Genomic DNA, 13,453 nt, shown 5'->3' with positions numbered 1-13,453 from the left:
GCGGGTCCGGATCAGCGGGCGCCGATCAGGCGTCGCAGTTCTGGCAGACGCCGCTCATGGGCAGCACCATGAAGCACGTCGGGCACACCTTCGGCGGCTCCTCGGGTGCCGAGGCGGCACGCGGCGACGCGGCGCGCGGCGCTCGCGCCGGCTTCGCGGCCGGCGCCGGGGCGGCGACCGGGTGCGTCACGCCCCACGCACCGTGGAAGCGGCGGCTGGGCCAGCGCTCGACGTCGTCGCCGAGGCGGCGCACGATCTCCTGCTCGGTGCGGAAGCCGTTGGTGTAGCCGGGGTGCACCTCGAGCGCGGGCGAGCCGCCGCGCCGCTCGATGCGGAAGTGGGTCGAGTAGCCGACGAAGCCGGCGGCGTCGATGCCGTCGACGATGCGCCGGATCAGTTCACGGTTCGCGGCGGGCGTGCCGTGCCTCTGGAACGCCTCCTCGAGCGAGGCGTAGCGCGTCGCGCGGCCCTCCTTCTTGCGGGTGGAGTCGGCCGGTTCGGGAGATCGCGTCACCCCTCCAGCGTAGCGACGGGGCCTGGGCGGCGGCTGGCGCGGAGTACCGCGGATCGCCCGGAAGCGCGCCACGTAGACTGGAGCGCATGTCCGCCCCTGCTCCGCCCCCCGGCGGCGGCGCCACCGTTGCGCGTATCACCGCGCTCGACGTGCTCCGCCTGCTCTCCGAGCTCGCCGCGTTCGCGACCCTGCTCGTATGGGGCCTCCTGGCGTGGCCGGTCGCCTGGAACATCCTCTTCGGGCTGCTCGCCCCGGCCCTCGCGATCCTCGCCTGGGCGCTGTTCGTCTCGCCCAGGGCGGTGTTCGCGGTGCACCCGTTCGTGCGCGCGCTCGTGGAGCTGCTCGTCTTCGTCTCGGCGACCATGGCGATGTGGGATCTGGGGCTCGGCTGGGTCGGCCTCGGCTTCGGCGTGATCGCCGTGGTGATCGGCCTGCTGCACGGTCGCCGCGCGCTCGCATGAGCGAGGGGGCATGAGCGACGTCGTCGCGCTGCTGCGCGCTGAGCTGAGCGATCGGGTCGACACGACCGAGGCGTCGCTCGAGGCGGCCAGGGCCGACCGGTCCGGTCACGCCGCTCCGGACCGCCCGCTCGCCGTCGTCCGCGCCGCCTCGACGGAGGACGTGCAGGCGACGTTGCGGATCGCGTCGGCGACCGGCACGCCCGTCGTGACGCAGGGCGCCCGCACGGGGCTGGCCGGCGCCGCGAACGCCGGAGCGGGCGAGATCGCGCTCTCGGTGCGGAACATGACGCGCATCCTCGAGGTGCGCCCCGACGACCTGCTCGCCGTGGTGGAACCGGGCGTCCTCAACGCCGAGCTGAACGCCGCGCTCGCCGAGCACGGCCTGTGGTGGGCGCCCGACCCGGCCAGCCGCGACATCGCGACGGTCGGCGGCAACATCGCCACGGGCGCCGGCGGGCTGCTGTGCGCCAAGTACGGCGTCGTGCGCGACGCGGTGCTGGGGCTCGACGTCGTCCTCGCCGACGGCCGGCTCGTCTCGATGGGCCACCGCAGCGTGAAGGGCGTGACCGGGCTCGACCTCACGTCGCTGCTGATCGGCTCGGAGGGCACGCTCGGCGTCATCGTCCGCGCGACACTCAAGCTGCGCCGGCTCGTCCCCGGCGATGTGTGCACGGTCGCGGCGACGTTCCCGGGCGTGCGCTCCGCCGCCGCGGGCTCGTCGGCCGTCACGTCGGCGGGCATCCAGCCGGCGATCATGGAGCTGCTCGACGCCGCCTCGCTCGAGGCGATCCACGCCCACCTCGGTCTGCCGCGCCCGACGCCGGGAGCATCCCAGCTCACCGTGCAGACCGACGGTCCGGCCGCCCGCGCCGAGGCCGACGCGATCGCCGAGGTGCTGCGCGGCGCCGGCGGCACCGTGGCCGTCACGCACGACCGCGCGGAGGGCGAGCGCCTGCTCGCCATCCGCCGCGCGTTCCACCCCTCGCTCGCCGCGATGGGCACGACCCTCATCGAGGACGTCTGCGTGCCGCGCAGCCGCCTGCCCGAGATGTTCGAGGAGATCGGGCGGATCGAGCGCGCCTACGGCATCACGATCCCCACCGTCGCGCACGCGGGCGACGGCAACCTGCACCCCAACTTCGTCTTCGCCGGCGCGGAGGTGCCCGACCTCATCTGGCGGGCGGCCGACGAGCTCTTCCGCGCCGCGCTGCGCCTGGGCGGCACCCTCACGGGCGAGCACGGCATCGGCGTGCTGAAGTCCCGCTGGCTGGCCGACGAGCTGGGCGAGGATCAGTGGGAGCTGCAGCGCGGGATCGCCCGCGTCTTCGACCCCCAGGGCATCCTCAACCCGGGGAAGGTCTTCACGCGGTAGTTCTCCGTCGCACCGATCGGTTGCTGAACTTCAGCGGCCGAAGGACGCGGAGATGAAGCGACCCCCGCAGCCGTCATCGAGATGCTCTGGTCGCTTCAGGCCGGCTGGCGTCGAGCCCCTGGGCCTCGACCCCGCCCTCGTGCAGGTGCCCAGCGGCGCCCTCGAGGGCATCGAGACCGCCGGGGAGCGATACGAGGCGGCGATCGCGGCGGCGGGCGGAATCGAGCTGCAGCTGCTCGGCATCGGCACCGACGGGCACATCGGCTTCAACGAGCCCGGATCGTCGTTCGCCTCCCGCACGCGCGTGAAGACGCTCACGCAGCAGACCCGCGAAGACAACGCGCGCTTCTTCGACACGATCGACGACGTGCCGACGCACAGCATCACCCAGGGGCTCGGCACCATCCTCGAGGCACGCCAGCTCGTGCTGCTCGCCTTCGGCGAGGGCAAGGCCGAGGCCGTCGCCGGGGCGGTGGAGGGGGCGCTGACGGCATCGCTGCCCGGTTCGACCATCCAGCTGCACCCGCGCGCCACGGTCGTGATCGACGAGGCCGCCGCCTCCCGCCTGCGGCACGCGGACTACTACCGCTACACGTACGCCCACAAGCCGGAGTGGCAGCACATCTGACCACCGGACCCCCGGGCAGTCCGGGGTACGGGGCGTCCGAACGCCCGGATCGACGCGATTTCGTGATCCCTTCCCCTGCCGTCGCGCAGACATGCCCCCCCTACCATGGATCCACCGGTGCACTTCCGCGCGCCACGCGCGGCGGCGGACCACGAGGGGGACACATGACCGACCTGGCGACCAAGCCGATCGACAGCGAGCAGCCGCTCGACGCCGAGCAGCCGATCGACGGCGTCTCGGCCGACGCGACCGATTCCCAGACACGCCGCAGCCGCAAGGGCCTCTGGCTCGGCATCGGCATCCCGGCCGGCCTGCTCGTCGCGGCCGCCGCGTTCGCCGCCGCCATCCTCATCGCGCCCGGCGTGGTCGTGGCCGGCGCCCCCGTGGGCTTCCACACGGTGGGCATGGCCGCCGACGCCATCGCCAAGCGCGTGTCCGACGCCGAGATCACCGTCGAGGGCGTCACGCTCACCGGCGCCGAGGTCGGCGCCTCGATCGACGCGAAGGCCTCCGCCGAGCAGGCGTTCGCCGACCACCCGCTGTGGAACGTCGGCGCCTGGAACCCCGAGCCGACCGACGCGGCCGTCGTGATCGACGCCGACGCCGCGGCCGACGCCCTCAGGGGCGTCGCGCCCGAGATGTTCGCCGATCCGGTCAACGCGCAGGTGAGCTTCGACGGCTCGGCCTTCGTCGCCGTGCCCGCCGAGCCGGGCACCGGCCCCGACCTCGACGCGCTCGCCGAGGACCTCACCGCCGCCCTCGCCTCCGGCGACGAGCAGATCGCCGTCTCGGTCGAGGCCGCCGAGGTGCCGGCGCCCGTCACGACCGAGGCGGCCGAGGAGTTCGCCGGATCGCTCAACGAGCAGGCGGCGACGGCGGGCTTCTACCTCGAGGAGACGCGCGCCGAGGAGCTCCCGCTGGCGACGATCGCGAGCTGGGTGGTCCCCGAGGCCGACCCGGAGACCGGCGGCTTCGTCCTCAAGGCCGACACGGCGGCGATCGAGGCGGCCATCGCCGACCTCCCCGCCCGCGTCAACCGCGACGTCGTCGACGCGAAGGTCGTCACCGACGGCGCCGGCGAGGCCCTCCGCGTGATCCAGGAGGGACAGGACGGCTTCGGGATCGCGAGCACCGACGGGCTGCCCGAGCAGATCGCCGCCTCGCTCGAGCAGGGCGACCTCTCGTTCGAGCTGCAGGGCGAGGTCGTGCCGTTCCAGACGCAGGAGCTGTTCCGCCGCGTCCTCGTCGACAAGAGCGACGGCATGACCTACCTGTACGAGAACGACCAGCTCGTGGCGTCCTATCCCATCGCCCTCGGCACGGGCGGACCCTACGAGACGCAGACCGGCACCTACTCCGTCTACGCGCAGCTCACGATCCAGCACATGGGATCGTGCGACAGCCAGGGCAACTTCGTGCCGGGCGGGCGCTTCGACTACTGCACCGGCAACGTGCCGTGGGTCACCTACTACAACGGAGACCAGGGCTTCCACGGCACGTACTGGCACAGCAACTTCGGGCCGGGCGCCCGCATGAGCCACGGCTGCGTCAACATGACGGTCGCGGCCGCCGAGCACATGTACCGCTTCGCGCAGGTCGGCACCCCGGTCACCGTCCAGAACTGACTTCCAGCGAACTCATCGACCCGCGGCCGTCGTTCGTGCCCTAGCCTGTCGTTATGTCGGACCTGCGTCTCGAAGAGCTCTCCGCCGCGACCATCGTGGCGGTCAACAACCTGTCGCTGCGACCGGGCCAGGAGCAGTTCCTCGCGCCGGTCTCGTACGGGATCGCCGCCACGGTGCTCGATCCGCGCACCACATGGCAGCGCGTCGTGCTCGACGGCGACGAGGTCGTGGGCTTCATCAGCGCCAACTTCGACCCCGACGCGCCCGTCGACCACTTCGACTCGGTGCTGTGGCGCATCAACGTCGACGCCGACGATCAGGGGCGCGGCATCGGCCGCTTCGCCGTCGAGGCGCTCATCGACGAGGCCCGCTCCCGCGGCCTCAGCCACATCAACGTGATCTACGAGCCCGGTGAGGGCGGGCCGGAGGCCTTCTTCCACCGTGTCGGATTCTCGCCCGTCGGCGAGACCGAGTACGGTGAGGTGGTCGCGGAGATCCGCTTCTGAGCCTCACGGACGCCCCTCTCCGCACCATCCCGCTTCAGGTCGCTCGCTGACGCGCGCCCTGGCACCAGCCGGCGGCGGGGTCTCGTATCCCCCTCCCCCCACGAGACTCCGTCGCCGTTCTAGACCAGGGACTGCTTCCAGGCCGCGTGGAGCTGGGCGAACTTGCCCGTGCCCGCGATGAGGTCGTCCGGGGTGTCGTCCTCGATGATCCGGCCGTGCTCCATGACGAGCACGCGGTCGGCGATCGCGACGGTCGACAGCCGGTGCGCGATGATGATGGCCGTGCGGTCGGCGAGCAGCGTCTGCAGCGCGTCCTGGATCATCCGCTCCGACGGGATGTCGAGCGAGGCGGTCGCCTCGTCGAGGATCAGCACCGCCGGATCGGCGAGGAAGGCGCGCGCGAAGGAGATGAGCTGACGCTGCCCCGCCGACACGCGCCCGCCGCGCTTGTTGACGTCCGTGTGGTAGCCGTCGGGCAGGGAGCGGATGAACGCGTCGGCTCCCACCGCCTCGGCCGCCGCGACGATCTCGTCGAGCGAGGCCTCCGGCCGCCCGAGCGCGATGTTGTCGGCGACCGTGCCGCTGAACAGGTAGGCCTCCTGCGTGACCATGACGATCGCGCGGCGCAGGTCGCGCTGATCCAGCTCGCGCAGGTCGATGCCGTCGAGCGTGATGCGGCCCTCGCTGGGGTCGTAGAAGCGCGAGACGAGCTTCGCCAGCGTCGACTTGCCCGCGCCCGTCGTGCCGACCAGCGCGACGGTCTGCCCGGCGGGGATGTCGAGGGTGAACTCCGGCAGGATCGTGCGGCCGTTCGCGTACGCGAAGGTCACGTCGTCGAGCAGCAGGTGCCCCCGCGCGCGCTCGAGGGAGCGGGGGTGCTCGGGGTCGGGCACGGTCGGCTCCACCTCGAGCACGCCCGAGACCTTCTCGAGCGCGGCGGCGGCCGACTGGAACGAGTTCAGGAACATCGCCACGCCCTGCAGCGGCAGGAAGAAGTTGCGCGTGTAGAGCACGACCGTCAGCAGCGCTCCGACGCTGAACTGGTCCCACGTGATGCGCACCCCGTCCCAGAGCACGACGAGGCCGATCGCGAACGCCGAGATCGCCATGAGGCCGGGTTCGAAGGTGCCGAACAGGCGGATCGAGCGCATGTTCACGTCGCGGTAGTCGCCCGCCAGCCGGCCGAACTCCCCCTCGTTGCGGTCCTCGGCGCGGAACGCCTTGCCCGCGCGGATGCCCGTCATCGTCTCGACGAACTTGACGATGAGCTTGGCGCTGGCCACCCGGGAGTGCCGGTACGCCTCCTGCGAGCGCCGGTAGAACCAGCGCATGAGGAACGCGAGCGGGATGCCCGCGATCAGCAGGATGATCCCGGACTGCCAGTCGAAGACGGCCAGCGCGATGAAGGTGAACAGCCCGAAGAGCACGCCGTTGATGAGGTCGGTGAGGCCCCCTCCCAGCAGCTCGCGGATGGTGTCGAGATCGCTCGTCTGCCGCGAGATGATCCGGCCCGACGTGTACGTCTCGTGGAACTCCAGGCTGAGCAGCTGCGTGTGCCGGAACATGCGCGTGCGCAGGTCGAGCAGCACGTTCTGCGTCACCCGCGCGGTGAGCACATCGTACCACATCAGCAGCGCGGCGCCCGCGACGGCCGTGACGACATACAGCCCGACGATCGCCCAGGCCGCGGTCCAGTCGCCCTCGCCGGTGACGGCCGGCAGTGCCGTGCTCACGCCGAGCCCCAGCAGCGCCGGGCCCAGGACGCGCAGCGCCGTCTGCGCGATCACGACGACGGCGACGCCGGCGACGCGCCACTTCAGCGGCGCGAGCAGCGAGCCCAGCAGCCGCAGCGAGCGGCGGCGGATGGCGCGGGACTCCTCGCGGGTGTAGTCGGTGCGGTCCTCGCCGCCGACGCCGTGCACGGTGGCGCTCATCGCTCGGTTCCCTTCTCCGGCACGCCGGCTTCTCGCTCGGACAGCGCCTCCTGCACGGCCATGAGGTCGAGCTCCGAGGTGGGGTTGGGCGACATCATGAGCTCCCGCTCCTCCCGCTCCTCGCGCTCGAAGCTCGAGATCACGGAGCGGTAGTGCGCGCTGCGCGCCATCAGCTCGGAGTGCGTGCCGACGGCCGTGATGCGCCCGCCCTCGAGCAGCGCCACGCGGTCCGCGAGCGCGACGGTGGAGGGCCGGTGCGCCACGATGAGGGCCGTCGTCGTGTCGAGCACGGTACGCAGCCCGGACTGGACGCGCTCCTCCGTCTCGACGTCGAGCGCCGACAGCGGATCGTCCATCACGAGCACGGCGGGGCGGGCGGCGACGGCGCGGGCCAGGGCGAGGCGCTGGCGCTGACCGCCCGAGAGGCTGAGGCCCTCCTCGCCGATCTGCGTCTCGACGCCCTCGGGCAGGTCGTCGACGAACGACGCCTGCGCCACCTGCAGCGCCTCGCGCAGCACGGCATCCGCCTCGGGTGAGGCCGGGTCGAGGTCGTCGCGGCCGAGCAGCACGTTCTCGCGCACCGTGGCCGAGAAGAGCGTGGCGTCCTCGAACGCCGTGGCGATGTGGGTGCGCAGCTCCGCGAGGCGCAGCTCGCGCACGTCGACGCCGTCGAGCGTCACGCGACCGCCGGTGACGTCGTAGAGCCGGGTCGGCAGCGTCGTGAGCGTGGTCTTGCCCGAACCGGTGAGCCCCACGAGCGCCATCGTCTCGCCGGGCTCGAGGGCCAGGTCGATGCCGTCCAGCAGGTCGCGCTCGGCGTCTCCGGCGTCCTGGTACCGGAAGTGCACGCCTTCGAACGCGAGGGCGCCGCGTGCCCGCTCGATGGTCTTCGGGTGCTCGGGGTCGGTGATCGTGTTGCGGGCGTCGAACACCTCGAAGATGCGATCGGTGGCGGTGCGCGCATCGAGCAGGAACGAGAAGAGGAACCCGATCGACTCGAGCGGCCAGCGCAGCGTGGCGGCCATCGCGAAGAACGCCACGAGCTGCGGCACCGTGACCTGCCCGTCGGCGGCCAGCCAGATGCCGATGAGCAGGCTCGCGGCGAACGACAGCTCCGGCATGAGCACGAGCCAGAAGTCGATCACCCCGATCGAGCGCGCCTTGCGCATCTCGGTCTGGCGCAGGCTCTCGGCCTGCCGCGTGAAGCTGCGCAGCGCGTGCGCGCCGCGGCCGAACGCCTTCAGCACGCGGATGCCGTGCACGCTCTCCTCGACGCTCGTGGCGAGGTCGCCCTGCTGATCCTGGCTCTGCCGCGACAGCGATCCGTACGTGCGCTCGAAGAGGAACCCCTGGATCCACATGGGGATCGCGGTCACGATGAACACCGCGCCGAGCATCCAGTGCCACTGGAACAGCAGGACGTAGCCGATGACGATCGTCAGCAGGTTGACCACGAGCATGATGAGCCCGAACGCCGTCCAGCGGCGGATGAGGCCGAGATCCTGCATCATGCGACTGAGCAGCTGCCCGCCCTGCCAGCGGTCGTGGAACTCCACCGGCAGGCGCTGCAGCCGGTCGTAGAACGAGCGCCGCATGGAGAACTCCACGGAGGTGGCCGGCCCGAGCACGAGCCAGCGCCGCAGGTAGACGAGCGCGGCCTCGGTGAGGCCGAGCCCCAGCACGAGCGATGCGCCGAACACGATGGCGCGCACCTCGCCCGAGGCGATCGGGCCGCCCACGACCCACTCCAGCACGAGCGGGATCATCAGGGCGGCGACCGCGGCGCCCAGCGCGCTGAGCGCGCCGAGGCCCAGACGCGGCAGCACCGGCCTGGCGAAGGTGAGCAGGCGCGCCAGGGCGCGCGGCGTGGAGATGCGCTCGGGGGAAGGCGTGGAAGACATGATCCTCGAGGTGAGAGGCGCCGGGGGCGCGAGACGGGCCGCCCGTGAAGGGCGGCACCCGGGTCGCGATTGCGACAGCCCTTCAGACTATGACCTCGCGGTCGGCGACTGCAACACTCGGCCACCGCGCCGCCGAACGGGACCGGGATCGGGGCCGCCGGGCCGACCGTAGGGTGGATCCATGTGTCGCACGCCGCGACCGAAGGGAGCCGAAGTGACCTATACCGCGCCGTCGCCGTTCACCACCCGCCCGGATCTGGCGGGGAGCTTCGGGATGGTGGGGTCGACGCACTACCTCGCCAGCTCGGCCGCGATGGCGGTGCTGGAGCGCGGCGGCAACGCCTTCGACGCCGCGGTGGCCGGCGCCTTCGTGCTGCACGTGGTCGAGCCCCACCTGAACGGCCCCGGCGGCGACCTCGTGGCGATGTTCGCGACCGGGGAAGAGCCCGGCCGCCCCGTCGTGCTGATGGGCCAGGGCCCCGCCCCCGCGGGCGCCACGCGCGAGCACTTCCTCGCCGAGGGCCTGGAGCTGGTGCCGGGAGCCGGCGCGCTGGCCGCCGCCGTGCCCGGCGCCGTCGACGCGTGGCTGCTCCTGCTGCGCGACCACGGCACGTGGGAGGCGGCCGACGTGCTGGCCTTCGCCATCGACTACGCGCGCGACGGGCACCCGCTCGCCAAGGGCGCGGCCGCGGCGATCGCCACCGTCGAGGGCCTGTTCCGCGAGCACTGGCCCTCGTCGGCCGAGCTGTGGCTGCCCGACGGCGAGGTGCCCGCGGCGGGGGCGATCGTGCGCAACCCGGCGTGGGCCGGCGTACTCGAGCGCCTCGTGGCGGCGGGCGCGGGCGCCGCGACCCGCGAGGAGCGGATCGACGCGGTCCGGCGCGAGTGGCGGGAGGGCTTCGTCGCCCGGGCGATCGACGAGTTCGTGCGCACGCCGCACCGCCACTCCCCCGGCACCGACCACGCGGGCGTGCTCACCGCCGACGACATGGCGGCGTTCTCGGCCTCGTACGAGGAGGCCGTGACCGGGTCGTTCCGCGGGCACACGATCGCGAAGGCCGGGCCGTGGACGCAGGGGCCGGCGCTGCTGCAGATCCTGAACATCCTGGAGCCGCTCGACGACGAGCTGCTCGACCCCTCGAACCCGGACGGGGCGCACACGATCCTCGAGGCGACCAAGCTCGCCTTCGCCGACCGCGACGCGCACTTCGGGGACGGCATCGAGGCCGAGCGGCTGCGGACGCTGCTGTCGGCCGAGTACGCCGCCGAGCGCCGCGCGCTCATCGGCGAGGCCGCCTCGGGCGAGGTGCGGCCCGGACTCGACGAGGCCCCGGCGATCCCGCCGCTGCGCGAGACGTACACGCCGCCCACCGGGCGCGCGGGGGGCGCGTTCGGCGAGCCGACCATGGCGCAGGATCGCGCGGGCGAGCCGCACGTGTCGCCGACGGGCGAGACGCGCGGCGACACGTGCCACATCGACGTCGTCGACCGCTGGGGCAACATCGTCTCGGCCACGCCGTCCGGCGGCTGGCTGCAGTCGTCGCCCACGATCCCCGGCCTCGGCTTCTGCCTGGGCACGCGCCTGCAGATGACGTGGCTCGAGGAGGGCCTGCCGTCCACGCTGCGCCCCGGCGCGCGTCCGCGCACCACCCTCACGCCCACGCTCGTGCTGCGCGACGGCGCGGCCGTGACCGCGCTCGGCTCGCCGGGCGGAGATCAGCAGGATCAGTGGCAGCTGCTGTATCTGCTGCGCACGATCGTGGGCGGGTACACGCCGCAGCAGGCGATCGACGCCCCCGCGATCCACTCGACGTCGTTCCACGGATCGTTCTGGCCGCGCACGTGGGAGCCGGCGGGCGCCGTGGTGGAGGAGCGCCTGGGCGCCGAGGCGATCGCCGCGCTCGAGGCCCGCGCGCACCGCGTGACCGTCACGGGCCCCTGGACCCAGGGCCGGCTCTCCGCCGTCACGCGCGACCCGGCCACGGGCCTGCTGGGCGCGGCCGCCAATCCGCGCGGCGGCTACGGCTACGCCGTGGGGAGGTAGTGGGTTCCCTCGGGCGTCAGGCGGCCTCGCGGGCGAGCAGGCGGCGCTTCACCTCCAGGCCCCACGCGAAGCCGCCGAGGGAGCCGTCGCCGCGCAGCACCCGGTGGCACGGCACGAACAGCGCCGGTGCGTTGCGCGCGCAGATCGAGGCGGCGGCGCGCACGGCGCTCGGCGAGCCGAGGGCGGTCGCAAACGCCGTGTAGCTCAGCGGCTCACCCGGCCGGATCCGCCGCAGCGCGTCCCACCCCCGTCCCTGCAGGGCGGTGCCGCGCTGGCGCACGGCGACCTCGTCGATCGCGGCCAGGTCGCCGTCGTAGTACGCGCGCACGGCGTCGCCCGCCGCGGTCTCGGCATCGCGGACCGTCGCCGGTCGCAGAGCCGCGTGGATCCGATCCAGGACCGCCGCGGCATCCGGCGTCCATCCGGAGGCGAGGATCGCGCCGTCGGCATCGGCGACGAGGGTGAACGGGCCGTCGGGGGTCTCGATCGTCTCGAGCAGGGCGTCAGGCATGGGCGGTCTCCTTCGGGAGGGCGGGATCGGGCGTCGCCCGCGCCGCGGCAGCGGGGCTCGCGGCGGCGGCCAGCCGCCACAGGTGCATGGACAGGTACGAGCGCCAGGGCGCGGTGCGCGATCCCCACGCGACGAGCCCGGCGGGATCGGCGGGAAGGCCCGCGGCGGCCGCCCCGGCGCGGAGGGCGACGTCGCCGGGCAGCAGCACGTCGGGGTCGCCCGTGACGCGCATCCGCACGTAGTCCGCCGTCCAGGGCCCGACGCCCGGCAGAGCGAGCAGCGCCGCCCGCTGCTCGGCCGCGTCGTCGGCGGCGCCCACCCGCAGGTCGCCCGACGCGAGCGCCGCGGCGGCCCCCGTGATCGCGCGGATGCGGGCCGCCGGACCGCGCAGCACCTCGTGCCCGCGCTCGGCGATCGCCGTCATCGACGGGAACAGCAGGCGCGTCTCGCCCCCGAGCTCCACGCGCTCCCCCAGCGCGTCGACGAGCCGCGTGAGGTGAGTGCGCGCGGCGGCAACGGAGATCTGCTGGCCGATCATGGCGCGGATGAGCAGCTCGTGCGGGTCCGCGACGCCGGGCAGCCGGATGCCCGGGACGGCCGCGACGTGCGCGGCCAGCTCGGGATGCGCGGCGAGCGCGGCGTCCACGGCCTGCGGGTCGGCGTCGAGGTCGAACAGCCGCCGCACGCGCGCCACGAGCGCGGCGAGATCGCCGGGGTGCTGCAGCCGGGCGTGCAGCCGCAGCCGCGGCCCGTCCATGCGCAGCCGGAACCAGGCGGCGCCGCCGGGCAGGCGCACGGCCCTGGCGAAGGACGCCTCGTCGGCCTCCTCCATGCCGGGCAGCGCGCGCACGCGCATCCACGCGAACAGCCCCGCGGCATCGAACGGCTCGCGCAGCGGCAGGGCGAGGTCGATGCCCGCGGCCGCCGGTCCGCGGCGGCGGGCGCGCAGCTCGAGCGGCGTCATCGCGAACACCTCGCGGATCGTGTCGTTGAACTGCCGCACGCTCGCGAATCCGGCCGAGAACGCCACATCGGTGGCCGGCAGATCCGTGCCGACGAGCAGCAGCCGCGCGGTGTGGGCGCGGTGCGCGCGGGCCAGCGCGAGCGGGCCGGCCCCGAGCTCGGCGGTCAGCAGCCGTGAGAGGTGGCGGCTCGAGTAGCCCAGCCGCGCCGCGAGCCCGGCCACGCCCTCGCGCTCCACGACGCCGTCGGCGATGAGCCGCATGGCGCGGGCGGCCACGTCGCCGCGCAGGTTCCACTCGGGCGAGCCGGGCGCCGCCTCGGGCAGGCAGCGCTTGCACGCCCGGTAGCCCGCCTCGTGCGCGGCGGCGCTCGTCGGGTAGAACGTGACGTTGCCCGGCTTCGGGGTGCGCGCGGGGCAGCTCGGGCGGCAGTAGATGCCGGTGGAGCGCACCGCGGTGACGAACTGGCCGTCGAAGCGCGCGTCGCGCGCATCGATCGCGCGGTACCGCTCATCGAAGGTCATCGCCAGTGCCATGCCCCCAGCCTGTCACGCCCACCGAACCGCCCCTAGCGGAAATCGGCCACGGCCGCCGGAGCCCGGGCTGCGGTGGTCGCTTCATCTCCGCGGCTCCGCCGCTCCGCTCAGCAACCGATCGGTGCAACCGAGCGGTGCAACCCCACGGTTGCTGAACGAAGTGAGCGAAGCGAACGCAGATGAAGCGACCCCAGCAAGCCCATGACGGCTGCGGTGGTCGCTTCATCTCCGCGGCTCCGCCGCTCCGCTCAGCAACCGATGGGTTCAACGGATGGGGTTCAACCGATGACTTCAACCGGTGAGCTCAACCGGTCAGCAAGCCCTCCAGCAACCGATCACTGTGCGAGCGCGAAGCGCGAGCGTGCGGCCGCTCATGCCCGAACACCCTCGGGCCGCGCACGCTGACCGAGCTGAACGGCGTGCTGGAGGATCTCAAGCACCGGGCCGCCGCCGGCGAGA

At 73.4% G+C, this 13,453-nt stretch carries 11 protein-coding genes; 6 read left to right on the top strand and 5 right to left on the bottom strand.

Annotation, left to right across the window (positions count from 1 at the left end):
- Nucleotides 1-25: 25 nt before the first annotated feature.
- Nucleotides 26-514: a hypothetical protein gene (locus tag ACWDR7_RS10720; protein ID WP_449854883.1), complete on the bottom strand. Its 489-nt coding sequence runs from the start codon at nucleotides 512-514 to the stop codon at nucleotides 26-28.
- A gap of 86 nt (nucleotides 515-600) precedes the next feature.
- On the opposite strand from ACWDR7_RS10720, the gene ACWDR7_RS10715 reads away from it, so the two are divergent.
- The 5 genes from ACWDR7_RS10715 (at nucleotide 601) to ACWDR7_RS10695 (ending at nucleotide 5,106) form a co-directional block, all read left to right on the top strand.
- A complete protein-coding gene (locus ACWDR7_RS10715) occupies nucleotides 601-975 on the top strand; it encodes a YrdB family protein (RefSeq protein WP_449854882.1) in 375 nt (124 codons plus the stop codon).
- A gap of 10 nt (nucleotides 976-985) precedes the next feature.
- Complete coding sequence (locus ACWDR7_RS10710) at nucleotides 986-2,347, top strand: FAD-binding oxidoreductase (RefSeq protein ID WP_449854881.1); 1,362 nt, start codon at nucleotides 986-988, stop codon at nucleotides 2,345-2,347.
- On the top strand, nucleotides 2,265-2,975 hold the full coding sequence (locus tag ACWDR7_RS10705; RefSeq protein ID WP_449854899.1) for a glucosamine-6-phosphate deaminase: 711 nt from the start codon (nucleotides 2,265-2,267) through the stop codon (nucleotides 2,973-2,975). The genes ACWDR7_RS10710 and ACWDR7_RS10705 overlap by 83 nt, the downstream gene beginning before the upstream one ends.
- A 164-nt stretch (nucleotides 2,976-3,139) precedes the next feature.
- A complete protein-coding gene (locus ACWDR7_RS10700; RefSeq protein WP_449854880.1) occupies nucleotides 3,140-4,600 on the top strand; it encodes a L,D-transpeptidase family protein in 1,461 nt (486 codons plus the stop codon).
- Nucleotides 4,601-4,653: 53 nt separating this feature from the next.
- Entirely contained in the window at nucleotides 4,654-5,106 is a 453-nt protein-coding gene (locus ACWDR7_RS10695; protein ID WP_449854879.1) for a GNAT family N-acetyltransferase, read from the top strand.
- A gap of 119 nt (nucleotides 5,107-5,225) precedes the next feature.
- Here ACWDR7_RS10695 and ACWDR7_RS10690 read toward each other — a convergent pair whose 3' ends face one another.
- A complete protein-coding gene (locus ACWDR7_RS10690) occupies nucleotides 5,226-7,040 on the bottom strand; it encodes an ABC transporter ATP-binding protein (RefSeq protein ID WP_449854878.1) in 1,815 nt (604 codons plus the stop codon).
- Nucleotides 7,037-8,941 carry an ABC transporter ATP-binding protein gene (locus ACWDR7_RS10685; RefSeq protein ID WP_449854877.1) on the bottom strand — a complete coding sequence of 635 codons (1,905 nt, stop codon included), beginning with the start codon at nucleotides 8,939-8,941 and terminating at the stop codon, nucleotides 7,037-7,039. Before ACWDR7_RS10685 ends, ACWDR7_RS10690 begins: the two co-directional genes overlap by 4 nt.
- Before the next feature lie 274 nt (nucleotides 8,942-9,215).
- On the opposite strand from ACWDR7_RS10685, the gene ACWDR7_RS10680 reads away from it, so the two are divergent.
- Nucleotides 9,216-10,985, top strand: coding sequence for a gamma-glutamyltransferase family protein (locus ACWDR7_RS10680; protein WP_449854898.1), 1,770 nt, complete (start codon nucleotides 9,216-9,218; stop codon nucleotides 10,983-10,985).
- 16 nt (nucleotides 10,986-11,001) lie between these two features.
- On the opposite strand, the gene ACWDR7_RS10675 is transcribed toward ACWDR7_RS10680, so the two are convergent.
- Together ACWDR7_RS10675 and ACWDR7_RS10670 are read right to left on the bottom strand one after the other, a co-directional pair.
- Complete coding sequence (locus ACWDR7_RS10675; protein WP_449854876.1) at nucleotides 11,002-11,496, bottom strand: methylated-DNA--[protein]-cysteine S-methyltransferase; 495 nt, start codon at nucleotides 11,494-11,496, stop codon at nucleotides 11,002-11,004.
- A complete protein-coding gene (locus tag ACWDR7_RS10670) occupies nucleotides 11,489-12,994 on the bottom strand; it encodes an AlkA N-terminal domain-containing protein (protein WP_449854875.1) in 1,506 nt (501 codons plus the stop codon). The genes ACWDR7_RS10675 and ACWDR7_RS10670 overlap by 8 nt, the downstream gene beginning before the upstream one ends.
- Nucleotides 12,995-13,453: the final 459 nt, after the last annotated feature.

The sequence above is a fragment of the Microbacterium sp. NPDC003461 genome (genome assembly GCF_053588335.1).
The sequence above is the reverse complement of the archived record's forward strand: the minus strand, read 5'-3'. Positions and strand labels throughout refer to the sequence as shown.